We start from the raw sequence: 25,066 nt of genomic DNA on the forward strand, positions 1-25,066 counted from the left end.
CTCCACGGAAGACGGCCGGTTGGCCGTTCGGTCAACCAGGGAAGGAACCGCTCCATGCGAGAGCCGCTCAGCTACGAGATCGCGCACGGCGCCGCACTTGCCGCTCTCGAAGCGGGAAGGGCCGACGGGCACAAGGTGTGTGCTGTCGTGGTCAACCGAAGTGGCGTCACGAAGGTCCTTCTCAGCGATGACGGCGTTGGTCTCCTCGGCGTGGAGACCGCGCGACGCAAGGCATACACCTCGGCCGTGAGCGGTGTCCCGACGGCCAAGTTCGCGGCCTTCGCCGCGTCCCCCCAGATGCAGGTGGCGCCTCCCCATCTGGTCGATGCCAACCTTCTGCCGGTCGCCGGCGGCGTGCCGATCGTGACGGCCGACGGGGAAGTCATAGGCGCGATCGGGGTGGGCGGGGCGGACGACGCCACTGACGACCGCATCGCGCAGCAGGCTCGCGATTCCGTCGTGAAGATCGTCGCGTAGGCCTTCCTCCCGGTCGGTGCGGCGGCTGCGCTGAGCGCAGCCGCCGTCGTCGCGCCCCCTGGGTGGCTGATGTCTGTGTGCCACTCGGTGTGCGTGACCTCGCATCGCGCGACCGTCTCTCTCCGGAACATCGCCCTGGGTCGATGTGGTGATGACGCTGCCACGCTGACGAGTGAGCCGGAGATCGCGGTCGAAGCGCGTGTTCGTCGGAGTCACGCCGAGGCCGGACGAAGCCGTAATCACGACCCGCGCCTGTCACATGAGCGGTCTCAGCCGCGATCACCGGCGCAGTGGTCGGGGTCGATGGCGCGCAGGATGCGCTGGCCGATGTGGCCGAGCTGTTTGACCTGCGCCTTGGTCAACGGGTCGAAGACCAGGCGGCGCACTTCCGCGACGTGGCCGGGGGCGGCGCTGACGATCTTTTCGTAGCCCTCGTCGGTCAGGGTGGCCAGGGTGTAGCGGCCGTCGGCCGGATCGGGGCGGCGTTGGACGTACCCTTTGCGTTCGAGCCGGGCCACGACCTGGGAAAGGCGAGAGAGCGAGCCCTCGGCGTACGCGGCGAGCGAACTCATGCGCAGTTCCCGCCGCGGCGACTCCGACAGCGCCGCCGTCACCCCGTACTCGAAGTGCGTCAGCCCTTCATCGCGCAGTTGCGTATCGAGTGCGTGTTCCAGGCGCCGCATGATGCCCATCAAGCCGAGCCAGGCGCGGCGCTCCTCGTCGTCAAGCCAGCGGGGCGCCTCGTCAGCGGGGGTGTTCGTCATGCCCTCTAATGTACCTGCGCTTCACGCTTGAAGTGAATCCATCGAGCCTTCACTTGAAGCTTGAAGTCATTGCGGCTACCTTTGACTTAACGCTTGAAGTGACTGCCTGGGTTCCGAGCGGCAACGAGCCGCATGGGAGACACCAGCCGCCGCTCTGTCGTCATCGCCGGCTGACCCGACCCGCCTTTCTGCCCCGTCCCCACTCGATCCGGAGGAAACCCATGAGCCGACAGCTCGCCGCCCACCCGGCCCGCCCCAGAGGCCTCGTCGTCGCCGGCGGCCTGATCGTCACCGCTGCCATCGCCGTCGCCGTCAACGCCATCGTCGCCGCGACAGCCCACGCCGCCGGCGCCTCGGACGATTTCCAGCCCCTCCAACTGGCCGCCTATGCCCCCCTCACCGTCTTCGGCATCCTGGCCGCCGCTGCTGCCTGGGCGATCATCCGCGCGCGCTCGGCACGCCCCGCCCGGCTGCTCGGCATCCTCGTGCCCGCCGTCCTGATCGTCAGCCTGATCCCGGACATCATGGTCGGCATCTCCGACAGTCGGCCCGGCACCGGTTGGGGTGCCGTCATCGCCTTGATGGTCATGCACGTCGTTGTCGCTGCCGTAGCCGTCCCCGCCTACCAGCGGCTCCTCCCCCTCCCCGCCCAGGACTGACATGCATCCGCCGGGGCGCAGGCCTTCACTACGGTCGTGCAGCACCCGGGAGGCGCCAGTACGACCGTGCAGGCCGGCCTCGGCATCGAGGAAACACCTCCGGGTCGAGCCGAGCGACTGTCCCGTCCCGTCCCTTCATGTCCCACTTTCCGCGCAGCCACTTCTGCGCCCTTTCGAGAGAGTGCTACGACCCCCATGGAAATCTCCACAGCAGTCCCCACGGCAACCCCTCTGATGAAGCGGTCCGGACTCGCGGCGGCGATCGCGGCAGCGGCGGCAGTCCTCGTCTCGGCGCCGTACGCGTCCGCGGCGACGGAACACGCGTCCCTGAAGCCGGTCGTCACCGATGTGAGGACCCTCGCCGCATTCGACTTCACCGCCGGCGACGCCCTGGAGAACATCACCGCCAACCCGGACAACTCGCTGACTGTCTCCACACTGGGCGGTCGGAGCGCGGCGGGCGAGCGTCCGACACTGGTGCGGATCGCCCCGTCCGGGCGCCGCACGGTGATCGTCGCCGGGCAACAGGGCGACGCGTTCAGCGGCAACACGCGAGGTCGCGACGGCACCATCTACTACAACGTGGTATCTGCTGACGCCTCCCGGGCCGGCGTATGGAAGCTGCCCCCCGGCGGCACCCCTCGCCGCATCGCCGCCCTGCCCACCGACGGACTCCCCAACGGCCTGGCCCTCGACCCCGCCGGGCGCACCCTGTACGCGGCGGACAGCACCAAGGGCACCGTCTGGGCTGTCCCGGCCTCCGGCGGAAAGGCGACCGCCTGGCTGACCGCCCCCGCCCTCGCCCTCCCGGCCGACCCGTCCATCCCGTTCGGCGCGAACGGGCTCCGCTTCCACAGGGGTGCCATCTGGGTCTCCAACACCGCGAAGGGCACCCTGCTGCGGATCCCGGTCACCGCCACCGGCGCCCCCGGCCGAATCCACACGGTGACCAGCGGCCTCACCGGCGTCGACGACTTCAACTTCCTCAGCGACCACTCCGACGTGGTGTTCGCCGCGCTGAACGGCCTCGACCAGGTCGCGGTCGTCCGCCCCGACGGGACCACCGAGACCGTCCTGACCGCCTCGGACGGCCTTGCTTCACCCACCTCCGTCGCGGTACGCGGAAACCGGCTCTACATCACCAACGCCGGTTTCGCCGAGCCCCACGACGCGAAGGTGCAGCGCGGAACGATCAACCCCGCCGTACTGAACCGCGGCCCGGCCTCCTGATGCCCGGGCGCCACCGGCCGCTCCTTCAGCGGACGGCTGACCCCGCAGGCGTTGATCCGGGCCGGACTCTTCGCGCTGCCCGACGAGACCGTGGCGCGCACCGGTCACGGTGACTTCCTGGTGAGGGCGAGTTTCCATAAAGGCCGAGCCCAGGGTGAGGGACGGCCGTTGGGTGGCAGCTCCGCAGGCCGGCGCCCACCGGGCCCGCTGAGTCACCCGACGTTGCCAGGAAGGGTTGTCGCGCCGAGCGGGACGCCTTGTCCGGCGTCGGTGGACGTCTCAGAACATCGCCTGGATGATCCCCACGGTGCGCGCCAGGTGTGGCTCGGAGCGATCGGCGCGGTGGGCCACGGCCAGCTCCACGCGTGCGTCGGCCCCGGCCAGTGGCAGGTAGGCGACGCCGTCGAGCGCCAGCGCGGTCACGGGCTCGGGCACGACCGCGACGCCGAGGCCACCGGCCACGAGCGTGACCAGCGTCGAGGTCTCGCCGACCTCGTGGCGGATGTGCGGCTCGACACCGGCGTCGCGCAGGAGGCTCAGGACGACGTCGTACATCACCGACCGGCGGTCGGCGGAGTGCACGATCAGGTCGGCACCGGCGAGGTCCGCGGCGCGCAGCCGTGAGCGGCGGGCGAGCGGATGGTCGACCGGCACGGCGACGACGAGCCGGTCCCGGCGCAGCGTGCGGACGGTGAGGGAGAGGTCGGCCACCGGAGGACGCAGCAGCGCGACGTCGATCGCACCGGAGCGCAGGGCCTCGACCTGGTCGGGCGCGAGCATCTCGCCGCGGAAGGAGAAGTCCACGCCGGGAAGCTCCTCCGCGAGCCGCCGAGAGAGCGCCGGCAGGAGGCTGTACGTCGCCGAACCCACGCACCCGATCGCGAGGTGGCCGACCGTGCCGGCGGCGACGCGGCGTGCGTGATGGGTGGCCTCGTCGACATCGCCGAGGATCGCACGTGCCCGCTCCAGGTAGGCCCGGCCGGCCTCGGTGAGATCGACACGGCGGGTGGTGCGGTGGAGCAGCTCGACACCCAACTCGGCCTCCAGCTGGCGGATCTGCTGGGAGAGCGGCGGCTGCGCCATGTGGAGCCGTTCGGCGGCGCGACCGAAGTGACGCTCCTCGGCCACCGCCACGAAGTACCGGAGATGACGCAGATCCATATGTCGTCCATATCAATCGGCTCGAATATACGTACTTCAGAATATCTCTGGCCGGGACTAGCGTCGCTGCCATGAGCGCTTTCATCTACGCCGCGACCCGGACGCCGTTCGGCCGCTTCAACGGTGCACTGGCCGGCGTCCGCCCCGACGACCTGGCCGCCGCCGCGATCACCTCCACGCTCGCCAAGGTGCCGGGCCTCGACCACGCCGCGATCGACGACGTGGTGTGGGGCAACGCCAACGGCGCCGGCGAGGAGAACCGCAACGTCGGCCGCATGGCCGCGCTGCTCGCCGGGCTTCCGGTGAGCGTGCCCGGCACCACGGTCAACCGGCTGTGCGGTTCGAGCCTCGACGCGGCGATGATGGCCGGCCGGATGATCGAGTCCGGCGACGCCGAGGTGGTGTTGACCGGCGGCGTGGAGTCGATGACACGTGCGCCGTGGGTGCTGCCCAAGTCGGCGAAACCGTTCCCGGCAGGCGACGTCACCGCGGTCTCGACCACACTCGGCTGGCGGCTGGTCAACCCGCGGATGCCGAAGGAGTGGACGGTCAGCCTCGGCGAGGCCAACGAGCAACTCCGGGAACGGTTCGGGATCTCCCGCGAGCGGCAGGACGAGTTCGCCGCCCGCTCCCACCGACTCGCCCACACCGCGTGGGAGTCGGGCTTCTACGACGACCTGGTGGTGCCCGTCGAAGGCGTCGACCTGACCCGCGACGAGAGCATCCGAGCCGGCTCCACGCCGGAGGTGCTGGCCGGGCTCAAGCCGGTCTTCCGTACGCCGGAGCAGGGCGGCACCATCACCGCGGGCAACGCCAGCCCGCTCAACGACGGTGCCTCCGCGGTGCTGTTGGGCAGCGAGCGGGCCGCGGCCACCATCGGGGCCGCCCCGATCGCCCGCATCGCGGGCCGTGGCGTGATGGCGCTGGAGCCGCAGGCCTTCGGCTACGCGCCGGTCGAGGCCGCCGACCGTGCGCTGGTCCGGGCCGGCATCGGCTGGGACCAGGTGGGCGCGGTCGAGGTCAACGAGGCCTTCGCCGTGCAGTCACTCGCCTGCGTCGACGCGTGGAAGGTCGACCCCGGCATCGTCAACCAGAGGGGCGGAGCCATCGCGATCGGCCACCCGCTGGGCGCCTCGGGCGGTCGTGTCCTCGCCACGCTGGCCAAGGTGCTGCGCGAGACGAGGCAGCGCTACGGCGTCGCCGCGATCTGTATCGGGGTCGGTCAGGGGCTGGCCGTCGTACTCGAGAACTGCGACGTCGACGGTACGGAGGCGGGCAAGTGAGCAGGGTTGAGATCGTTGAGAGCGCCGACGTGGCCGTCGCCGGGATCGAGGACGGGTCCACCGTCCTCGTCGGCGGCTTCGGCCTGGCGGGGATGCCGTTCGACCTGATCGACGCACTCATCCGGCAGGGTGCGAAGGACCTCACCATCGTGTCCAACAACGCCGGCAACGGCGAGGTCGGGCTGGCCGCGCTCCTGGCCGCCGGCCGGGTGCGCAAGGTGCTCTGCTCCTTTCCGCGCCAGGCCGACTCCTGGGTCTTCGACGGCCTCTACCGTGAGGGGAAGGTCGAGTTGGAGGTGGTGCCGCAGGGCAACCTCGCCGAGCGGATGCGCGCCGCCGGTGCCGGCATCGGCGCGTTCTACTGCCCGACCGCGGTCGGTACGCCGCTGGCCGAGGGCAAGGAGGAGCGCGAGATCGACGGCCGGAAGTACCTGCTGGAGTACCCCATCAAGGGCGACTACGCGCTGATCGGCGCGCACATCGCGGACACGCTGGGCAACCTCGTCTTCCGCAAGACCGCCCGCAACTTCGGACCGGTCATGGCCACGGCCGCGACGACGACCATCGTCCAGGTCGACGAGGTCGTCGAGGCCGGGACGCTCGACCCCGAGGCCGTCGTCACCCCGTCCATCTACGTCGACCGGGTCGTCCAGGCAGAGGCCCGCCACTACACCGTGCAGGGGGCCCGATGACCACCACGTCGACCACCACGAGCGGCCGGGCGTACGCCGGGGTGCCGCAGAGCGCCGACCACCGGCTCTCGACGGACGAGCTGGCCGCCGTCATCGCACGGGACATCCCGGCCGGCGCCTTCGTCAACCTCGGGATCGGACAGCCCACCAGGATCGCCGACCACCTGCCGGCCGACTCCGGGGTGGTGCTGCACACCGAGAACGGCATGCTCAACATGGGTCCGAAGGCCGAGGGCGAGGCGATCGACCCCGACCTGACCAACGCCGGCAAGGTCCCGGTGACCGAACTGCCGGGGGCGGCGTACTTCCATCACGCCGACTCCTTCGCGATGATGCGCGGCGGGCACCTCGATGTCTGTGTCCTCGGGGCGTACCAGGTCGCCTTCGACGGCGACCTCGCCAACTGGCACACCGGCAGGACCGACGACATCCCTGCCGTCGGCGGCGCCATGGACCTCGCCATCGGCGCGAAGGACGTGTACGTGATGATGTCGCTCTTCACCCGCTCCGGTGAGCCGAAGCTCGTGCCCCGGTGCACCTACCCGCTCACCGGCGTCGGCTGCGTCAGCCGCGTCTACACGGACCACGGCGTCTTCGACGTCGGCCCCGAGGGCGTACGGATCCGGGAGACATACGGCGTCAGCGCCCACGAGCTGGCGGACCGCCTCGGCATCACGCTGTCCTAGACCTGTCCTGGACCGTGTCCTCGCCGATATGGGCGTGGACCCCCTGTGGGGCCGCGAACGTGGAGCTGGGTCGTGCCGGACGGTTTGTGAGATACCGCGAGGCCGCTGGGCTGATCTGCTCGAGAGCCGGGATGCGGGGCCGCCTGCGTGAAGCCGTCCTGCGCCTACTGGACGACGCCGGTCTGACCGACCTCACCCGCGTCGTCCTCGACACCGCCGACGTGAGGGCGTGCGCGATCGCGTTCACGCCGCTGGTCACGGAGATTTCCACCGTAAGGATCATGGGAGCGAGGGGTCGCCCACCGATCACCGGGTCCAGAGTTCCTTCGGCGGGTAGCCGGCCCATGACCGTGTACTCACCGCCGTCCCGGTCGGTGAAGGCATAGCCGCCGTCCTCGCCGGTGGTCGTGGTGGCCACCACGTTGCCGGCCGCGTCGACGAGCGTGACCCGTGCGTTGTCCAGCGGCCGGCCCGCGGTTCGGACCACGCTCAGCAAGCTGAAGGTGCCGTTCGCGTCGGCCGCGCCACGATGGCGCCGACGAGCGGCTCCTTGTGGTCGGCCGACCTGACCGTGCCGACCAGGCCGCTGTTACCGGAGAGCAGAGATGTCGTACGAGACCGGCTCGTCGACGACCACCACCGTGGACGCCTGTGGCTGGTCGCCCTCGGCGGATGAGATGAGCACGTAGCTGCCCTCGCCCGGCGCGTCCACCGTGGAGGAACGGTCCGGGTGGGTCATCACGCGGCCCACCCGCCGCCCGGCCAGCGAGATCAGGGCGACAGCCGCCCCCGCAACGGGTGCCGACTCGATGCCGATGACCGGGATGCCGCCGGAGGACCGGACTGCGGTAGCGCACTCGCGGTCGCCGCCGGGACGGGCGAAGTGTCCGGGGCGGGCGCAGACGCGGCAGCGGACGCGCTCGGCACCTTCGCGTCGTTCTCGGTGTTCTCGTGGTCCCCGTCCTTCCGGCCTCGGAGGCCGAACGCCGCGAGAGCGGCGCCCACGAGGGCGAGGATGCCGGTGACCAGGACAGCGGTGTGGACGCCGTTCATGAAGGCGGTGTGGCTGCCCTCCACGACTGCCGCCCTGAGCTGTGCGGGCATCGCGTCGGAGACCGGGGCGACACCCATCGCGACCGCGTCCTTCGCCTCCTCGAAGCGAGCGGCTGCCGAGTGGGGCACGCCGGCGTCGGTCAGTGAGTCGGTGAGTGTGGAGCCGACGCGGCTGCTGATGAGGGAGACGAGCACCGAGGTGCCGAGGGCTCCGCCGACCTGGAGCGAGGTGGCCTGGAGACCACCCGCGATGCCACCGTCCTTGACGGGGGCGTTGCCGACGATCGCGTCGGAGGACGCGGCCATCACGATGCCGACGCCGAGGCCGAGCGCGACGAACGGCGGCCACATGGCGACGTACGAGGAGTCGGCGCTCCAGGCCAGCATCGTGAACGCGGCGCCGGCCTGAAGCACCATCCCGAGCGGCATGGTCAGGCGCGCGCCGAACTTCTCGGTGAGCTTCGCGCCGAGCGGCGAGGCCACCATGGAGGCGAGGCTGAGCGGCAGGGTGCGCACACCGGACTCGACGGGTGTGAAGCCGTGCACGTTCTGCAGGTACAGCATCACGAAGAAGATCACGCCGAGCAGGACGAAGAAGTTCAGCGCGGTGACGAACGTACCTATGGTCACAGCCGGGTTGCGGAACAGCCGCATGGGCAGGAGCGGGTGCGGGACGCGCGTCTCGTTCCAGCCGAAGAGGACCAGGACGACGACTCCCCCGGCGATCGCGCCGAGTGTGCCGGCCGAAGTCCAGCCCCACGTCTCGCCCTTGACGACGCCGAAGACGACGGCGAGCAGGCCCAGGGCGAGCAGCACGACGCCGGGCACGTCGAACTTCTCGCCGGCGGCCGCCTCGTTCCTGGACTGCGGCAGGACTATGAGGCCGAAGACGAGGGCGATGACGCCGATGGGGGCGTTGATGTAGAAGACGGATTCCCAGTCGACATGCTGCACGAGCAGCCCGCCGACGATCGGGCCGAGCGCGGTGGCGACGGACGAGATCATCGCCCAGATGCCGACCGCCATGCCGAACTTCTTCGGCGGGAACACGGCGCGCAGCAGTGCGAGGGTGTTGGGCATGAGCAGCGCGCCGAAGAGGCCCTGCAGGGCGCGGAAGGCGATGACGCCCTCGATCGAGCCGGCGAGTCCGATCGCGACGGACGCGACGGTGAATCCGACGACGCCGACGAGATAGACGGTACGGCGTCCGAGGCGGTCGCCGAGCTTGCCGCCGAGGATGAGGGCGGCGGCGAGGGCGAGCAGGTAGGAGTTGGTGACCCACTGCAGTTCGGCGGTAGTGGCGTTCAGGTCGCGGGCGATCTCAGCGTTGGCGATCGAGACGACGGAGCCGTCGAGGCCGACCATGAACAGGCCGAGCCCGACGGCGAGCAGTGTCAGCCAGGGGTTGGCGCGAAGACCGCGGTGATGGGGATCGGATACGGGAGTGGGTGCTGTGGAAACAGCGGTGACAGACATGTGTGAGCTGTCCTCAGAACGTGAGGCGCGCGGCTGGGGCGCGTGGACATGTGCGGGGGAGCGGTGTACGCGAGCAGCACGCCCAGCCCCGCCGCAGCGGCGGCAAGGGCAGTAGGCGTACGGGGAGGCGGACCGGCCGGTCAGACGGAGTGGTCGCGCAGGCGCCGGCTAAGAGCCTCAAGGGCGCCGAGCGCCGAGCCGAGGGCATCGAGATCGCCGTCGGTGAGGGTACGCAGTGCGGACGCGAGCTGCCGCGCCGCGACGTCCTCGGCCTCGCCGATGCGCTGACGCGCCTCGGCGGTGACGCAGAGGCGGGCGACGCGCTTGTCGGTGTCGTCCTGATGCCGCTCCAGCAGGCCCGCTTCGGTGAGGCGGGTGACCAGGGCGCTGACGTTGTTCGGCATCATCCACAGCGCGCCGGCTGCTTTGTGGACGGTGGCGCCGTCGTGCTCGGCGACGTACTGCAGCAGGGCCAACTGCCGCTCGGGGAGCTTGGGGTAGGGCAGTTGCTGATCGATGCCCTGTTTGATGTACCGGTTCAGCACGGGCAGGCACGCCACGAGGCCCGCGGCCACATGGTCGACGCCCTGCCTCTGGCGAGGCTCACTGATTCCGGTCACGCCGACAAGTTACCTATGAAAAGAAACCTATGTCAAAATACTAATGAGGAAGGCCGGGTGACGTCGCACTGCAACACTCGACGGCTCGGCGAGGAAGCATCGCAACCGGCTCAGGTGGGTGAAGCCCCACCGTGCGGCCTATTCGGTGATCCCCGATGCACCCGTGAGGACTTCGGCGTGGACATGGTCCAGACGGACGCTGCGCAGGTACGTCATCGGGGTCACGCCGAGGTGTTCCCTGAAGCCTTCCTCGGGGCGTCGCGCGCTGACGCCGGCTGTTCGGGCCAAGTCCCCCAAGAAGTGCTGGTGCTGCGCCGACCACGGCCGAGTGCGGACGCCAGGTCGAAGCCGAACGCGAATTCCAGTGGAGCCTGCGGCGGGCGGCCGAGGAGGGCCTGGAAAATACCTGCCGGTCGTCTCAGCCCGCCTTCCCCATGCGGCGGGTGGCGCTGAACATGCCGGGAGGGAGGTTTTCCACGGTGGTGCCGTCGGGGAAGACGACGCGTGCGGTGGTGGCCGGTGGGACATCGACCGTGATGGTGAGTTCGTCGCCGGTCGTCCGCCACTCGACGGCGATCGTGCCCTGCGGGGACTCGTGGGTTCCCCGGGCCCAGGGCACGGACGGGTGCGGGACGGGCGCGACCTCGAAGGACTCCCAGGCGACCGACCCCGGCGTCTGCCGCAGCCCCAGGACGTGGGTGTGCAGGAAGCGGACCACCGCGCCCTTGCTGTAGTGGTTCAGGGAGTCGTGTGCGGTGCCGGACTCGTCGACGCCCTCCCAGTCCTCCCAGATGGTCGTCGCGCCGCGGTCGACCATGTACAGCCAGGACGGCGCGGTGCGCTGGAGGAGCAACTCGTAGGCGACGTCGGCGTGTCCGGTGTCGGCGAGGACGGGGAGCAGGTCGCCGGTCGCGAGAAAGCCGGTGCCCAGATGCGTGCCGGCCGCGCGGATCAGCTCGACCAGGCGCGCGGCGGCGGCCTCGCGCAGGTCACCGGGGACGAGCTTGAGGGACAGCGCCCGCACATAACCGGCCTGGGTGTCGCCGGTGGTGCGTCCGTCGGGGAACAGGAACTCGGTGCGCCACGCGTCGCGGACCCGCTCGGCGATCTCGGCGTAGCGGTTCGCGTCCTCGGTGCGGTCCAGCACGCGTGCCACGCGTGCCAGGGTCGCCGTCGAGCGGTACAGGAAGGCCGTCCCGATCTCGCCCTTGTCAGCCATGAACCAGGCGACGGGATCGTCCTTGACCGGGTCGACACGGCTGCCGTCGGCCGTCCTCAGCCGGGGCTCGGTCCACTCGCCCCAGTGGAAGGAGCCGTCCCACAAGTACCGCTCGTGCGGCAGCGGTTCGGCCGAGCGCTCGGTCCGGGACGGGTGGCGGGCGGTGCGGGCGGTCATGAGCGCCCACTCCACCCAGCGGACCATCGCCTCCCAGTTCTCGGCCAGTACCTCCCGGTCGCCGTATGACTCGTACAGCTCCCACGGGACGGCGACGACGGCGTCTCCCCAGCCGGCCGAGCCGGTCATCATGGCGAACTGGTCGTCGAGGTGGTGTTTGATACGGCGTCCGTCGGGCGAGAAGTTGGCGATCCGGCCGTCGGGCAGCTGGTCGTCGCGGACGGAGCGCAGCCATTTGCGGCTGAAGCCCAGGACGTCGTACAGGCGTGTCGCCGTGGGGGCGAAGACCTGGTAGTCGCCGGTCCAGGCGAGGCGTTCGCGGGTCGGACAGTCGGTGGGCACGTCGACGGCGTTGCCGCGGAAGCTCCACTCGGCGATCTCGTGGAGGCGGTCGAGGTCACCGTGCCCGCAGGCGAACGTGCCGGTGCGGCGCAGGTCCGAGTGGAGGACGCGCATGACGAGGCTCGCAGGGTCGAGCGGTGCGCCGTCGCGGCGGACACGGACGTACCGGAAACCGTGCACCGTGTGACGCGGCTCGAACGTCTCGCCACCGCCCGCGGACACGGCCTCGTCGCGCTGGACGAAGGGCATCGGGGCCTGGCCGGGGCGCGTGGCGTCCAGATGGGCGGTCGTCAGGTCGCCGTCGGGGCCGAGGTGTTCGCCGTGGTCGACGACCGTGCGGGTGCCGGCCGGGCCGAGGTCGCCCAGCGCGATCCGGCCGGACGCGTTCTGGCCGAAGTCGGCGATCCATATTCCGTCTTCGAGCTGTACGACGGCCTGTGCGGGGCGTGACTCGATCACGCGCACCGGCGGCGCGGGCGACCAGTCGATGGCGGGCGCCTCCACCTGGTCGACAAGGACCGGCCTGCCGGCCCCGGGCCGCAGGCGGAAGTCGGTGGTCTGTCCGTCCATGAGGTCGGCCCGGGTGATGGCCGACTCCGTGCTCGTCCACGTCTCGTCGGTGCGGACGACCTGCCGTGCGTCGTCCTCGTAGACGATGTGCAGCTCGGCCCGTGCGCCGGGCACCGTGCCCCAGTCGGCCGGTTGGCGGAAGGCACCGACCTGACCCCGGTACCAGCCGTCGGACAGCAGGATCTCGAACCGGTTGTCGCCCCTCTCGACGGCGGTCGTGACGTCAAACGCCTGGGCGTAAAGCGTGCGGTCGTAGGAGGTCGACCCCGGTGACAGTTCAGCGGTGCCGGCCCGTTCGCCGTTCACGTACGCCTCGTACACCCCGAGTGCCGTCGCGTACAGCCGTGCCGAGCGCACCCCAGCCCGCGCCTCGAACCGGGCCGACAGAACGTACGCGGGCCGTCCGCCGCAGCCGGGGTTCCCGGACTCGGCGGGACTGATCCAGCGCGCCCGCCAGTCCGCGGCGAGCAGACCGGTCTCGAAGGCATGCCACCGTGACCACGGCGATGTGCCGTCGCCGTCGGTGCCGAGCGCCCGGACCCGCCAGGCCACCCGGCGACCGCTGGTCAGCGCCGCCCACGGCCACGGGACGAACCGGTGTCCGCCGACGGCGACGCTCACCACGGGCCGTGCCTCGCCGTCGACGGTGCACTCCACCTCGTACGCCACCGGGCGTGCCGCGTCCGACGGTGGTTTCCACGACAGCCGGGGCGTGGGCCCTGACACGGGGAAGGCGTCCCCGCCGCCGTCGATGCCCAGGTCGTACGGTGCGTTGCGCATGCTGTGCCTTCTCGGAGCTCGGTGGAACGGGAAGCTTCTCAGGACGCCGGCCGGGAGGTGGCGCTACCGGACAGACCTGATCTTGAACTTGACGATGAGGCCACCGACCAGTGCCAGGACCGCGCCGAGCAGGTAGAGCAGGGTGTAGTTCTTCTCGCCGCCGTCGCTGACGCCGAGGGTGATGACGAGCGGGGCGATCAGCGGGGCGACGGCGCTGGGGATCTTCTGGGCGAAGGCGACGACGGCGAGGTAGCGGCCGGCCTCCGCCCGGTCGGGCAGGACGGCGAACACGATCGCCTGGTCGACCGCGCTGAACACCGCGATGGCGAACTGCATCAGCACCGCGCCGACGACCAGTTGGGGCAGCGAGTGGGCGAACGCCTCGGTGACGGCCCCCGCGACGAACACCGTGGAGCCGATCAGGGTGAACAGCTTGCGCCGGCCGAGCTTGTCGGAGAGGAAGCCGCCCCCGATGGCGCCGCCGGCCGCGGCCGCCACGCCGATGGTCCCGATGACCGCCACGATCCCGGCGACCTCCTTGACCGGCAGGTCGAGCCGTTGCGCGTAGAAGAAGGTGCCGAAGGTCGTGTTGAAGTACAGGCCCATGAAGAAGACGAAGCGGCCGAGCCAGTTCCAGCCGAAGTCCGGGTACTTGCGTGGGTTGAAGCCGTAGCTGGCGACCATGCTCCTCAGGGTCACGCCGCTGGAGCGCACCAGTGCGCGGGAGTCGCCCTCGGGCTTGAACACCGGGAACAGGATCACCAAGGCGGCGCCCAGTACGCCCGGGACCAGGAACACCAGGAACGTGCTGGAGGCCACCCCGTACGCGAGACCGATACCGATCACGGGGGCGATCTGGGTCATGACGCTGGTCAGGGCCGAGACCCGGCCGCGCTGCTCCTCGGGCACCCGGTCCGCCTGGACGTTCTGTACGGCTTGTCCGGCCGTGGCCCAGCCGATCATGCCGACGACCCACGCCATTCCCAACAGGAGGACCGACGGCGCGAGGGCGACCCCGACGAGCGCGACGGTGCCGAGAAGGGCGCCGCCGACCATGAAGGGGGCGCGGCGGCCGAACCGGGAACGGGTCCGGTCGCTCCAGAGTCCGATCAGGGGGCTGAGGACCAGGTAGAGGAACTGGGCGGACCCGGTGACGTACCCGAGCCGCTCCTCGTGTCCCGGTGCCAGGTCGTCGATCCGCACCGCGAGCGAGTAGGAGAGGGGGACCATCAGAGCCAGGGAGCCGCCGAAGCTGGCGATCATCAGCCAGAGGAGGTAGTCCCTGCCGACCTTCTGCAGCGGCGGTGCCTCGATCTCGGACGTGGCGGGCGGCTCGGCGGTACGCCCGTCGGCGTCCTGAGGCGACGCCGGGGGAGGGGAACCCGCCACGCTGACATCCTGGTCGTCGTGAGGCATGAGGACTCCTTTGTCACATGGTGGCAGGGGACGGCGGCAAGCAAAGATCCGTGGGGTGGAGCGGTTCTGGTTCCGGGATGTCGGCGGCACGGTCGATGCCGTGCCGCGGACTGGACCCGCTGCGGTGCGGGACCGGGGAATCCGGAGTGTGGTGGCGGCCGGTGCCGTCGGAACTGGGCGGTGCCGTATTGCCGGAGAATCGTGTGGATGCCTGGCCGAGGAGCCGGGATCCCGTGGTGTGCGCCGCGGGGCGGCTCCGGGACGGCGGCTCAGGAGACGCCGGTGAGGGACGAGCGGGGCTTCGCCTGCCCACTGGGGCGGCCGTGGCCTCGCGCCGCCGTGTGCCGGGCCTTGAGCGGACCGGTCGCCTGAGGGCGCCGGTGTGATGCGGCCCTGCGCCCTGTGGGGTGGCGGGGCCGAGTCACGGCCCGCCTTGTCGGTCGTCGCGGCAGGGCGGCATCGGGGTGTTGCGGAGTGCCGCGGGTCTCAGTCGGCCGGGGTCTGGCCGGGCTTGCGGCCGTCGAGGTCGTGCCAGCGCCGGCGCAGGGCGAACGCGGCGGACTTGGGTTTGCGGTCGCGGGTGAACACGCCCTTCTTGTTGCCGTCGACCCGGTGGATGCCGGCCGAGGTCTGGAAGTCGGCGAAGTTCCACACGTGTTCGCCGACGAACTCGGGGATGCGGTCGAAGACCCGGTGGTACATGGCGAGGAAGTCGCTCTGGTACTCCTCGCTCCACGGTGCGTCCCAGACGGAGTGCAGACCGGGCTGGGTGTCGGCGCCGTACTCGGACATCATGACCGGCTTGCCGAAGCGCTGGACCCACCCGCGCAGATCCTGCTCCAGATACCCCTCGGCGGTCGCGAGGTCGCCGGTGAACAGGTACCAGCCGTAGTAGCGGTTGATGCTGAGTACGTCGAACAGGTCGCCGATCTGGTCGTTCTGCGGGGTCGCGAACATGACGGCGGCGTAGGTGAGGGGCCGGGTCGGGTCGAGCTTGCGGGCCAGTTCGACCAGCGGTTCGAAGTACGCGCGCGCGCCGTCCTCGTTGGAGGCCGGCTCGTTGGCGAGACACCACATCACCACACTCGGGTGGTTCCTGTCCCGCTCGATCAGCTCCCGCAGGTGCTGGGCGTGGACGTCCCGCGTCGTCCCGCCGAAGTTCTCCGGCGCGAAGGTGGGGGTCGGCGGAACACCGGTGAGCCCGCCCTGGACGCCCAGGTTGAGGCCGACGGCCGCGGTCTCGTCGATGACGACGATGCCGTGCCGGTCGGCGAAGTCCAGGACCTCTTCGGCGTACGGATAGTGGGAGGTGCGGAAGGAGTTGGCGCCGGTCCACTCCATCAGCTGGAAGTCGTGCACGAGGTAGGCGTCGTCGTGGCCCTTGCCCCGGACCGGGGTGTCCTCGTGCTTGCCGAAGCCGGTGAAGTAGAACGGCTCGCCGTTGATGAGGAAGTCGGTGCCGCGTACCTCGACCGTACGGACGCCGAACGGCTGGGTGTAGCTGTCGACGGTCTCGCCGTCCACGGCCGGCTCCACGACGAGGTCGTAGAGGTAGGCCGCGCCCGGCTGCCAGAGCGTGACGTCCTCGATGCGCAGGACGCCTTCGGGGCCTTCGCCCTCCGCGACGGTCCGGCCCGCCTCGTCGATCACGCGCACCCGCACGGTGACCGTGTCGGCGTGTTCGCCGGCGGTCTCCACGCGGTAGCCGACGGTGCCGGCCGTGCCGTCCCGTCCGGTGACGACGGTGACGTCCTCGACGAAGGTCGTCGGCGTGCTGTACAGGCGGACCGGGCGTGCGATGCCGGCGTAGTTGTAGAAGTCGTGCAGGTACGACTGCCGTTCGCGGCCGTCGGGGCCGGTGGTGACGGAGCCCGGCGGGATGGTCACGTTCGTCAGGCGGTTGTCGACGCCGACCGTCAGCCTGAACTCGGTGCCGGGCTCGACGATGCCGGTCAGGTCCGCCTCGAACGGTGTGTAACCGCCCGTGTGTTCGGCCACGAGCCGTTCGTCCACGTAGACCTGCGCGGCGTGGGTGACGGACCCGAAGCGCAGGACCACGCGCTCGCCGGTCCAGCCGCGCGGCACGCGCACGTCGCGCTGGTACCAGACGACTCCGACGTGGTCACGGATCTCCGGGTCCACGAACAGGTCGTTGTAGCTGGCGGGCACGGGGACTTCGAGCGGCGGGGCGAGCCGTGACGTCCAGGGAGCGGCGCCGGCCCGGGTGTCGAGGGCGAACCGCCACAGGCCGTCGAGGCCGAAGACGTCTCGGGTGGGGGTGGTACGGGGCGAGAGCATGAGGTTCCTACCGGGTGCTGGGGCGGTCGGGGTGGTGTGCGTCAGGCCGTTTCACCGGCGTCGGCGAGGAGTGTGCTGCCTGTCATGAACGCCGAGAGGTCGCTGGCGCAGAACAGCACCACCCTGGCCACGTCGTCGGGCACGCCGAGTCGGCCGAGCGGACCGGGCCGCATCACGGACATGATCGTCTCGGAGTCCACGCCGGCCGCCGCTGCCGCGGCCATGTTCCCCTCGGTCGGTACGAACGTCGGGGCGACGCCCAGTACGCGGATGCCGAACGGGGCGAACTCCAGGGCGAGTTGCCGGGTGAGGCCGCGTGCCGCGTGCTTGGAGCCGACGTACGCGGCGAGCCCGGGGGCCGTACCGCGGAACCCGGCCGTGGAGACGACGTTGACGATGACGCCCCCGCTGCCTGCCTCGCTCATCCGGCGCGCGGCCTCCCGGGAGCCGAGGAAGACCCCGCGGGTGTTCACGGCGAACACCTCGTCGAAGGCCTTGTCGGACATCTCCAGCGCGGGAACGCTGGGGAATATCCCGGCGTTGTTCACCCAGATGTCGACCCCGCCGAGCTCCCGGACCGCGAGGTCGGCGGCGGCCACGACGCTGTCGGGGTCGGTGACGTCCAGATGGGCGGCCAGGGCGCGGCCCCGGCCTCGGGCGCCGAGAGCCTCGGCGACGGCGGTGGCGAGCTCGTCCTCGATGTCCGCGACGAGCACGTCCGCTCCCGCCTCGGCCAGCCGCTCGGCGACGGCCCGGCCGAGCCCGCGGCCCGCGCCGGTCACGACGGCGCGCCGCCCGGACAGCGAGACGAGTTCGGCCAGGGACTTGGACGAGACGTCGGGGATGGATACCTGCACGGTGTGTCCTCCGTGTGAGGGTGCGGTCAGATCCGGCCGCGGCGGGCTGTCTCGCCCAGCCATGCGAGAGAGGGCTTGGGGCGGCGCTCGAACGTCTCGCGGTCGACCTCGATCAGGCCGAACGTCGGCGCCCAGTGGCCCCACTCGTAGTTGTCGAGCAGGCTCCAGTGCAGATAGCCGCGTACGTCCACTCCGTCGGCGATCGCCTTGCCGAGGTGCTCCAGGGCTTCGCCCGTGTAGGCGATGCGGCGGGTGTCGTCGCCGGTGGCGATGCCGTTCTCGGTGATCAGGATCGGCAGGCCGCCGGTGAACTCGGCGGTGTGCCGTACCGCGATGCCCAGGGCGTCGGGCCGGTAGGCGGTCCCCACGAGCGTGTTGTCCGGGTGCGGCGGGTAGGGCTCGATGCCGTCCGGGCCGACCCACTGGCTGGAGTACGACTGCACACCCACGAAGTCGTCGCCGCGCGACCCCTCCAGGTAGAGGTTCTCCCAGACATGCTCCAACTCCCGCTTCTTCTCCTCGGCACCGGGACGGGCCACGAAGGCGCGGTTGGCGACCGTCCAGCCGACCTTGGCGTTGGTGCGCTCGCGCAGCACCTCCCGCGCGGCGTGGTGCACCTCGACGAGCCGTCCGCCGATGGCGGTGTCGGGGGCCGGCAGCGGAGGACGCGGGCCCTCGGTGTCGAGGGTCGGGCTCTGCCACTCCCCGCCTGCCTGCGCGCTCTGCATCGCCCGCGCCATGCCGACCATGATGGCCAGCATGTTCGGCTCGTTCATGGTGACGACCCACTCGACGCCGTCGAGGATCGGCGCGACCGTCTCGACGTAGGTCCGGAACCGGTCCACCGCGCGCTCCCCGAGCCAGCCGCCCTCCTGGGTGAACCAGAGCGGGCTGGTGAAGTGGTGCAGGGTCACGACCGGGGTCAGGCCGAGCTCGAAGGCCGTTTCGATCATGCGCCGGTAGTGGGCGAGTTCGGCGCGCGACACCATGCCGGGTACGGGCTCGATGCGGGCCCATTCGATGCCGAAGCGGTAGGCGTTGAGTCCGGCGTCAGCGAGCAGCCGCATGTCCTCGTGGTACCGGTGGTAGCTGTCGCAGGCGTCGCCGCTGCGCTCCATGCCCGGGATGCGCCCCTCGTTGGCCCAGAAGTCGCTGTTGAGGTTGTTGCCCTCGATCTGGTGCGGTGCGGTGGAGGCTCCCCAGAGGAACCTGGGCGGGAATTCGGTCATCGTCGACTGCTTTCCTGAGTGTCGGTGGTGCGGGCCTCGTGGCACTTGCGCCGTCACCCGGCCGTTCGGGCGCGGTGGGCGGCGGCCTCAGTGCGGGGGGCGTCGAGGGTGAAGCGAGCTCTCCTGCCGGGTCGGTCGCGCGGACGTGGCGGTGGGAGCGGACGCTCACGCAGGAGCTGACGGGCTGGGTGACGGGTGTCCGCAGGGCGTGACGAGCCGGGGGTGCGGGCGGCCGATCCTCATGGGTGGATTCCTTCGTGGCGGGAGCCGGGTGGGCTGCGACCTGTGCCAGTTCGTCGGTTCGCCGGTGCGTGAGTACGAGGCGTGCGACAACCAACTCTTACCGTGTGGTTAGTTTTCGTTGGGACGTTAGACCGGGATCGCAAGAGCGGGAAGGATGTCGCTCGGCTTCGTGATCAAAACGTTATGATAGGGCGGGTCGATCACCGGGAACGCGTGCGCACGGGGAGCAAGGCCGGCACGGGCAGCCCGTAACCCGAGCCCGGGGAGTCGCATGCCGATGGAGCGTGACCTCGCGGCGGCCATCGGCGTCGGCCGCGCCGGCGCGCTCCGCGCCGGAGGATCTGGGGCGGCGGAGCGCTGCCTGCGGGGAGGGGCGCGGGCCGCTGCTGCGGAGGAGTTCGAGCGCTGTGGCGGCGCGCTGCATCACGGCTTCGCCGGCAACCTGAGTGGGGCGGACCGCGGCGGTGCAGGTTCGCTCGGGAGTGTCACCGCCGCTTCCGTGACGGGCAGGTCGATCGTCGCCGCTGTCCGTGGGCGAGATCCTCGACTGTCCGCGAGGTCGGCGTGATCACCTCCAGAGCGTGCGGCGCGCGCTGCTCGGCGACCGGCTCCGACCGTGGCCGGTGTCCCACGGGTGCCGCGGCATCGAGTGGCGCGGAGATACGTTCACTCCGCGGCGCGGTCGTGGTCGAAGAGCAGGCGTACGAAGTCGGTGACGGGCCCGGCGATGTCGACGTCCTGGTCCAGCACCCACTGCAACTGGAGCCCGTTGAGCACGGCATGGAAGAGGATCGCCGCGCTCTCTGGGCTGACCCCCTCGCGCAGCCTGCCGCGTGCGGCCTCGTTGTCGAGTCCCTCGGCGAACTGCGCGCGCCCGCGTTCGTAGCGTTCGACGAAGTAGGCGTGGGCGGGATGATCAGGCCGCGAGGCCGCGGCGGCGAGTTCGATCCACAGGCGCATCAGTTCGGGCGCCTTCTGGTGGTGGCGGATGAGCTCGCCGAGGTAGGGGGCGAGGTGGTCCAGGCTGTCCACCGCTTCCAGGCCCTGCTGCCATTCCTCCGCGTCGCGTTCGGCGAGCACCTCGGCGAGGAGTTCGTCCTTGTTCCGGAAGTGGTGCAGGAGGCCGGCGTGGGTGATCCCGGCTCGCTCCGCGATGTCACGCAGGGAGGCTTTGGTGTAGCCGTTCTCGGCGAAACTGTCGCGTGCCGCTCGCACGATCTCCGTCTTGCGGGCCGGCGTCTTGGCGTACGGTCCACGCGCTTTGGCCTGACCCACTGTGCGCTCACTCTCCTTGATCAAGCCGGTCCGGGACGGTCCTACGCCGCAGTTGAGCTATTAAAGCTTCCCATATGGTCGGGATTCACGTCCCGCTCTGCGCCCATTGCGGACAGCTGAAAGGTAACGCTCTGGTCGCGAAGGTTGATCGCCCTCCTCCTGCGTCTGTCGCGCGGGTCCGGCGTCCGACCGGAGAGTAGAGCGGCTGCGGGCGTGAAGGCGGCAAAGAGGGCCTGTGCGAGTTCCTCCAGACCGAGAACGTCTTCATCCGCGCGTAGTCAGCCGGGTCACGCCCCGGTCCGGGCCGCCGCGACCGCCGCTGGGCCACCCTCGCGCGCGGCCGCCGCCGACTCTCCCCGGCCCATCAAGGACCACGTCCACGCGGCACTCGCGAGCGGCGGCATCGGCCTCGAAGCCATGCTGGAGTTCGTCCTGCGCTTTGCGGTGTACTGCGGCCGGCCCAAGGCGTCCCCCGTGGAGGGGGCATCGCCCGGCAGTGGGACCGCGTCCGCCGCTCGAACGGGGTGAACCGACCTCACCCTGGCCGCAGTCGAGCAACGACACCCTTGGCCACGCCGAGGCCCACTCCACCCGGCGGACCGGCGAAACCGACGCCCTGACCGGCTACGCCGACTCGCGGGGTTGTGGTCCTCGACGATCCGTCGACGGCGGCACCGCGCCGTGAGTCATCGCTTCAGGCCATTGTGTTTCGGCCGAGTCTGTTCGTAAGCTTTCCACATGGAAGGTATTGAAACGATTCAATACCTTGCGGGGGGAGGGACACCCCTGCTCCAGCGCAGTGCGCTTACGAAGGGAATCTGAGCCGTGGCCGAGGAGAACAGAAGTGCGTTGAGCCGCCGACACATGTTCGGCATCATGACGGCCGTGGCGGCCGGGGCCTCGCTCCCGCTCGCCGCCACGCCGAACGCCGTGGCGGCGAGCGCCGCGACAGCGGGCGGGCGCGGTTCCGCACCGGCGGGCCTGCAGGTCAACTCGCGGTTCGCGCCCCTGGGCACAGAGACCACACCGGCGTTCAGCTGGGTGCCTCCGGTGGCCAGACAGACGGCGTACGAGATCCAGGTGGGTACCAGACCGGGCAAGGCCGATGTCTGGGACAGCGGCAAGGTGGCGAGCTCGAACAGCACCGAGGTGGCCTACGGGGGCGGTCCGCTGCACTCGGAGCGGGCGTACTCCTGGCGGGTGCGGACCTGGGGCGAGACGAGCGCCCCTGGCCCCTGGAGCGAGCCGGCGAGATGGGAGACCGGCCTGCTGAAGGGCGAGAAGGACTGGTCGGGCGCGCGGTGGATCGGCGGCCGAGTCGCGCAGGACCACGACTGGAAGGATCTGACCGCGACCGTCGTCTTCCGCGGCGGCCCCGACGCCGCCGGCGGGCTCGCCCTGCTGCTGCGCGCCGAACCCATCGGCAAGACCTGGGGCGAGGGCCTCAACTGGACCGTTCGGCAAAGCGGTGAGGACATGCGGTTGGTCATGCGGACCAGCCACTACGCCGGCAACACCTGGGTGGACGACGGCACCTCCGAGCCCGACTGGGGCGTCAACTACTACGACCCGCAGAGCGACACCAACCCCACCACCGCCGGCACGCGCAATGTTCCGGTAGGCACGATCACCCTCCCCGCATCCACCGGGCTGACCAAGGACACCTGGGCCGCCCGCGACCACACCGTGCAGGTCGCCGTCCAGGGACTCACCGTGACGACCACTGTCAACGGCGTCGAGGTCGACAGCCGCACGCTCGCCGGCGACCAGATCCGTCGCCACGGCAGCTTCGGCTTCGCCGGTGGCACCTCCGCCACCGTGCGCAGCGTCAAGGTGACCGGCACCGGTGCCCGCGACTTCTCCGCCGATCTGACCACGGGCGCCAACCCGTTCGAGAACGGCATTGCCACCCTGGCCGGTCTGACCTTCCCGCCCAAGAACCCTTATATCCCGTCCAAGAACAGCATGCTGCCGATCGCCAACCCGGCACCGGTACTGCGCCGCGCGTTCACTCTGCCCCGAGGCCGCCGCGTGGCCCGGGCCCGGCTGCACCTGAGCGCCGCGGGCAACGTCACCTTCTCCGTCAACGGCGCCCCGCTCACCGTCGACGGCAGGCGGGCGAACGCGGGCCGGACCAACGTGCCCCGGCTGCTCACCGACCAGAGCACCTACGACCGCACGGTCCTGTACAACACCTTCGACGTCACCGGGCTGCTCGACGCGGGCCGGGAGAACGTCGTCGCCGCCGAACTCGGCCGCGGCTGGTACGGCGTGACCACGCCCCAGGAGTGGTACTGGCAACTCGCCCCCTACAGCGGCGCACCTCGTCTGCGCGCGAAGCTCGTCGTGACTTACACCGACGGCTCGGCCACCACCCTCGTCACCGACAAGGACTGGCTCACCGCTGACGGACCCACGACCTTCGACTCGGTCTACTCGGGGGAGAAGTACGACGCCCGCCGCGCCGACGAGTTGGGGGAGTGGCGCTCGGCCGGCCACCGCCCCGGCCGCGACTGGCGCCCGGCCACCGTGCTGATCCCGCCCGGCAGTTGCTCCGGACCGTCCCCCGAGTACCACGGCGCGCTTCCCGCGACGACCATCCCCGACGGCTTCCGGCCGGCGAATGTACGCGCCCACGAGGCGGAACCGATGCTGGTCAGCCAGATCCTGCGCCCGATATCGCTCACCGAGACGGCACCCAACTCGGGCGTCTGGGTCCTGGACTACGGCCAGATCATGACCGGCCTCGTCCGGCTGTCCCTCACTGGCGTCCGCTCCGACAAGGAGGGCCTGACCCTCCGTATCCGGGGTGGCAACCGCATCAGCGGCGGTGACGGCACGGCCGCCTCCCCGTTCTCCGTGGAGGAGGAGAACTTCCAGCACGACGCCAATCTCCAGACGCACTACTACACAGTCGGCAGGCGCTCGGCGCAGACCTGGGAGCAGCAGTTCAGCCACTTCGGCTTCCGCTACCTGGAGGTCAACAACCTGGAGGCGGTCCTCGGACGAGCCCCGGACCTGAGGCGGGACGCGGACGTACTGACCGTCGGCATCGCCCGCACCGGCTTCGCCCGTACCGGCACCTTCACCACCGACAACGCCCTGCTCAACCGCCTTCAGCGCAACCTGGAGTGGGCCGAGCAGAACAACCTCGTCCAGAAGCCCACCGACACCCCGTCCCGGGAGAAGAACGGCTGGACCGGCGACGCCATGGCCAGCTCCGAGTCGGAGTCCCTCACCTGGGACGTCAATGCCCTCTTCACCAACTGGCTGCGCCACTTCCCCGACGCCCAGATCTCCACCGGCCAGCTGCCCATGGTCGTCCCCCTCGGCAAGGGCGGATTCGGCTACGACCGCACCCCCGGCTGGAACGCCACGTGGAAGGCGGTACCCGCCTGGGACTCGGCGTACTTCGTGATGCCCAGGGAGTTGTACACGTACTACGGCAACAGCAGCCTGTTCGCCGAGCTCTACGACCACCAGGACACGCTCCTGAAGTACTACGAGACGTTGATCACCGCCGAGAACGACTACAAGTTCGAAGCCTCCCTCGGCGCCTACTCGGGCGCCGAGAGTCCTGGCAGCAACGCCGTCATCAGCCTCGCCTTCTACATCCACTTCTGCGACTACATGGACGAGGTGGGCCGCAGGATCGGCCGCACCGAACGCGCCGCCCACTACGCGCAGTTGGCGAGCATCCTGCGCAAGGCGTTCATCGCCAACTACTGGGACGCGGCACAGGGCCACTTCACCCAGGGCAGCATCTCCAGCGAGAACACCCTGGCCATCGCCTTCGACCTGGTCCCCGGCTCGGACCTGAGTCCGGCCGACCCGCGCCACCTGGCGGGTTCCAAGACCCTCGCGGAGAACAAGAAGGCCCTCGCCAAGCTGCTCGCCGACCGCATCGTGGCCGCCGACCACCACATCCAGAACGACATGTACGGCTCGCGCTACGAGTTCAACATCCTCAGTGAGTACGGCTACACGGACATCGCCCTCAAGGCCGTCACCCAGACCGGCCAGCCCGGCTACGTCCACCAGATCGCCAAGGGCGCCACGTCGCTGTGGGAACAGTGGACCGACCGACTCTCGGTCAACCACCACTACCGCTCCAACGTGGCCACCTGGTTCTACCAGAGCCTGGCCGGCATCAGGCCGACCTCAACGGCCTACGAGTCGCTGCGTATCCGCCCGTACATCCCTGCGGCAGCGGTGAACAGCCTGGTCCCGAAGGACACGCCGGACACCGACCTGGCGCCCGCGACCCTCGACCACGTCAGCGCCTCGATCGACACCGTGCGCGGCAAGGTGTCCTCGGAGTGGCGCCGTCGCTCGGACGGAAGGATCGACCTCGCGGTCACCGTTCCTTACAACACCGAGGCCGAGATCTGGGTCCCCACCCAGGGCAAGTCCGTCACCGCTCCCCGAGGAGTCGCCTTCGTCCGCGACGAGACGTCCGGAGGCGCCGCCTACAAGGTCTACCGGGCCCGGGCGGGGGCGTACCGCTTCAACGCCCCCTGACCTGACGCGTGAACCATCGCGCCGTGCCGAGGCGTTGT

General features: G+C 70.4%; 17 protein-coding genes and 3 pseudogenes. 9 read left to right on the top strand and 11 right to left on the bottom strand.

Annotated elements, in window-relative coordinates:
- Positions 1-54 precede the first annotated feature (54 nt).
- Complete coding sequence (locus ABT147_RS27895) at positions 55-477, top strand: GlcG/HbpS family heme-binding protein (RefSeq protein WP_351410975.1); 423 nt, start codon at positions 55-57, stop codon at positions 475-477.
- Positions 478-746: 269 nt separating this feature from the next.
- Here the strand turns inward: ABT147_RS27895 and ABT147_RS27900 are convergent, their stop codons facing one another.
- Positions 747-1,241, bottom strand: a complete 495-nt coding sequence (locus ABT147_RS27900) for a MarR family winged helix-turn-helix transcriptional regulator (RefSeq protein WP_351410977.1) — start codon at positions 1,239-1,241, stop codon at positions 747-749.
- 221 nt (positions 1,242-1,462) lie between these two features.
- Here ABT147_RS27900 and ABT147_RS27905 point away from each other — a divergent pair, with 221 nt between their 5' ends.
- The 3 genes and pseudogenes from ABT147_RS27905 to ABT147_RS27915 all read left to right on the top strand — a co-directional run.
- Positions 1,463-1,900, top strand: a complete 438-nt coding sequence (locus ABT147_RS27905) for a DUF6069 family protein (RefSeq protein ID WP_351410979.1) — start codon at positions 1,463-1,465, stop codon at positions 1,898-1,900.
- A 234-nt stretch (positions 1,901-2,134) separates the two neighbouring features.
- Positions 2,135-3,130 carry an SMP-30/gluconolactonase/LRE family protein gene (locus ABT147_RS27910; RefSeq protein WP_351410981.1) on the top strand — a complete coding sequence of 332 codons (996 nt, stop codon included), beginning with the start codon at positions 2,135-2,137 and terminating at the stop codon, positions 3,128-3,130.
- 3 nt (positions 3,131-3,133) lie between these two features.
- Positions 3,134-3,244 (top strand): annotated as a pseudogene (locus ABT147_RS27915) (MBL fold metallo-hydrolase); the annotation flags it as partial.
- A gap of 165 nt (positions 3,245-3,409) precedes the next feature.
- On the opposite strand, the gene ABT147_RS27920 reads toward ABT147_RS27915, so the two are convergent.
- Entirely contained in the window at positions 3,410-4,291 is an 882-nt protein-coding gene (locus ABT147_RS27920) for a LysR substrate-binding domain-containing protein (protein ID WP_351410983.1), read from the bottom strand.
- A 71-nt stretch (positions 4,292-4,362) separates the two neighbouring features.
- On the opposite strand from ABT147_RS27920, the gene ABT147_RS27925 reads away from it, so the two are divergent.
- The 4 genes and pseudogenes from ABT147_RS27925 to ABT147_RS27940 all read left to right on the top strand — a co-directional run.
- Positions 4,363-5,574 (top strand): thiolase family protein, encoded by a 1,212-nt coding sequence (locus ABT147_RS27925; protein ID WP_351410985.1) that lies wholly within the window; start codon positions 4,363-4,365, stop codon positions 5,572-5,574.
- Positions 5,571-6,266 (top strand): 3-oxoacid CoA-transferase subunit A, encoded by a 696-nt coding sequence (locus ABT147_RS27930; protein WP_351410988.1) that lies wholly within the window; start codon positions 5,571-5,573, stop codon positions 6,264-6,266. The genes ABT147_RS27925 and ABT147_RS27930 overlap by 4 nt, the downstream gene beginning before the upstream one ends.
- On the top strand, positions 6,263-6,952 hold the full coding sequence (locus ABT147_RS27935; protein WP_351410990.1) for a 3-oxoacid CoA-transferase subunit B: 690 nt from the start codon (positions 6,263-6,265) through the stop codon (positions 6,950-6,952). The genes ABT147_RS27930 and ABT147_RS27935 overlap by 4 nt, the downstream gene beginning before the upstream one ends.
- 110 nt (positions 6,953-7,062) lie before the next feature.
- A pseudogene (locus ABT147_RS27940) lies at positions 7,063-7,182 on the top strand (IS5/IS1182 family transposase); the annotation flags it as partial.
- 97 nt (positions 7,183-7,279) lie between these two features.
- Here ABT147_RS27940 and ABT147_RS47405 read toward each other — a convergent pair.
- The 9 genes and pseudogenes from ABT147_RS47405 to ABT147_RS27990 all read right to left on the bottom strand — a co-directional run.
- Positions 7,280-7,787: pseudogene (locus ABT147_RS47405) on the bottom strand (MSCRAMM family protein); the annotation flags it as partial.
- Complete coding sequence (locus ABT147_RS27955; protein ID WP_351410995.1) at positions 7,724-9,481, bottom strand: MFS transporter; 1,758 nt, start codon at positions 9,479-9,481, stop codon at positions 7,724-7,726. The gene ABT147_RS27955 and the pseudogene ABT147_RS47405, both read right to left, overlap by 64 nt.
- A gap of 140 nt (positions 9,482-9,621) precedes the next feature.
- Positions 9,622-10,101: a MarR family winged helix-turn-helix transcriptional regulator gene (locus tag ABT147_RS27960; RefSeq protein ID WP_351410997.1), complete on the bottom strand. Its 480-nt coding sequence runs from the start codon at positions 10,099-10,101 to the stop codon at positions 9,622-9,624.
- Between the two features lie 418 nt (positions 10,102-10,519).
- Entirely contained in the window at positions 10,520-13,189 is a 2,670-nt protein-coding gene (locus ABT147_RS27965; RefSeq protein ID WP_351410999.1) for a family 78 glycoside hydrolase catalytic domain, read from the bottom strand.
- Between the two features lie 63 nt (positions 13,190-13,252).
- The gene (locus tag ABT147_RS27970; protein ID WP_351411002.1) at positions 13,253-14,605 is read right to left on the bottom strand and encodes an MFS transporter; all 1,353 of its coding nucleotides are present in this window, start codon (positions 14,603-14,605) and stop codon (positions 13,253-13,255) included.
- 486 nt (positions 14,606-15,091) lie between these two features.
- The gene (gene uidA, locus ABT147_RS27975) at positions 15,092-16,903 is read right to left on the bottom strand and encodes a beta-glucuronidase (protein WP_351411004.1); all 1,812 of its coding nucleotides are present in this window, start codon (positions 16,901-16,903) and stop codon (positions 15,092-15,094) included.
- A gap of 41 nt (positions 16,904-16,944) precedes the next feature.
- Entirely contained in the window at positions 16,945-17,760 is an 816-nt protein-coding gene (locus tag ABT147_RS27980) for an SDR family NAD(P)-dependent oxidoreductase (RefSeq protein ID WP_351411006.1), read from the bottom strand.
- 26 nt (positions 17,761-17,786) lie between these two features.
- Positions 17,787-18,989, bottom strand: coding sequence for a glycoside hydrolase family 1 protein (locus ABT147_RS27985; RefSeq protein ID WP_351411008.1), 1,203 nt, complete (start codon positions 18,987-18,989; stop codon positions 17,787-17,789).
- Between the two features lie 909 nt (positions 18,990-19,898).
- Entirely contained in the window at positions 19,899-20,507 is a 609-nt protein-coding gene (locus tag ABT147_RS27990) for a TetR/AcrR family transcriptional regulator (protein WP_351411010.1), read from the bottom strand.
- A gap of 849 nt (positions 20,508-21,356) precedes the next feature.
- Here ABT147_RS27990 and ABT147_RS27995 point away from each other — a divergent pair.
- The gene (locus tag ABT147_RS27995; RefSeq protein WP_351411012.1) at positions 21,357-25,028 is read left to right on the top strand and encodes a family 78 glycoside hydrolase catalytic domain; all 3,672 of its coding nucleotides are present in this window, start codon (positions 21,357-21,359) and stop codon (positions 25,026-25,028) included.
- Positions 25,029-25,066: the final 38 nt, after the last annotated feature.

Source organism: Streptomyces sp. NPDC001868 (genome assembly GCF_040297125.1).
Taxonomy (GTDB): Bacteria; Actinomycetota; Actinomycetes; order Streptomycetales; family Streptomycetaceae; genus Streptomyces.

Coding starts and splice junctions, on each gene's coding strand:
- ABT147_RS27895 (WP_351410975.1), top strand. CDS start 55: ATGCGAGAGCCGCTCAGCTACGAGATCGCGCACGGCGCCGCACTTGCC.
- ABT147_RS27900 (WP_351410977.1), bottom strand. CDS start 1,241: ATGACGAACACCCCCGCTGACGAGGCGCCCCGCTGGCTTGACGACGAG.
- ABT147_RS27905 (WP_351410979.1), top strand. CDS start 1,463: ATGAGCCGACAGCTCGCCGCCCACCCGGCCCGCCCCAGAGGCCTCGTC.
- ABT147_RS27910 (WP_351410981.1), top strand. CDS start 2,135: ATGAAGCGGTCCGGACTCGCGGCGGCGATCGCGGCAGCGGCGGCAGTC.
- ABT147_RS27920 (WP_351410983.1), bottom strand. CDS start 4,291: ATGGATCTGCGTCATCTCCGGTACTTCGTGGCGGTGGCCGAGGAGCGT.
- ABT147_RS27925 (WP_351410985.1), top strand. CDS start 4,363: ATGAGCGCTTTCATCTACGCCGCGACCCGGACGCCGTTCGGCCGCTTC.
- ABT147_RS27935 (WP_351410990.1), top strand. CDS start 6,263: ATGACCACCACGTCGACCACCACGAGCGGCCGGGCGTACGCCGGGGTG.
- ABT147_RS27955 (WP_351410995.1), bottom strand. CDS start 9,481: ATGTCTGTCACCGCTGTTTCCACAGCACCCACTCCCGTATCCGATCCC.
- ABT147_RS27965 (WP_351410999.1), bottom strand. CDS start 13,189: ATGCGCAACGCACCGTACGACCTGGGCATCGACGGCGGCGGGGACGCC.
- ABT147_RS27970 (WP_351411002.1), bottom strand. CDS start 14,605: ATGCCTCACGACGACCAGGATGTCAGCGTGGCGGGTTCCCCTCCCCCG.
- uidA (WP_351411004.1), bottom strand. CDS start 16,903: ATGCTCTCGCCCCGTACCACCCCCACCCGAGACGTCTTCGGCCTCGAC.
- ABT147_RS27985 (WP_351411008.1), bottom strand. CDS start 18,989: ATGACCGAATTCCCGCCCAGGTTCCTCTGGGGAGCCTCCACCGCACCG.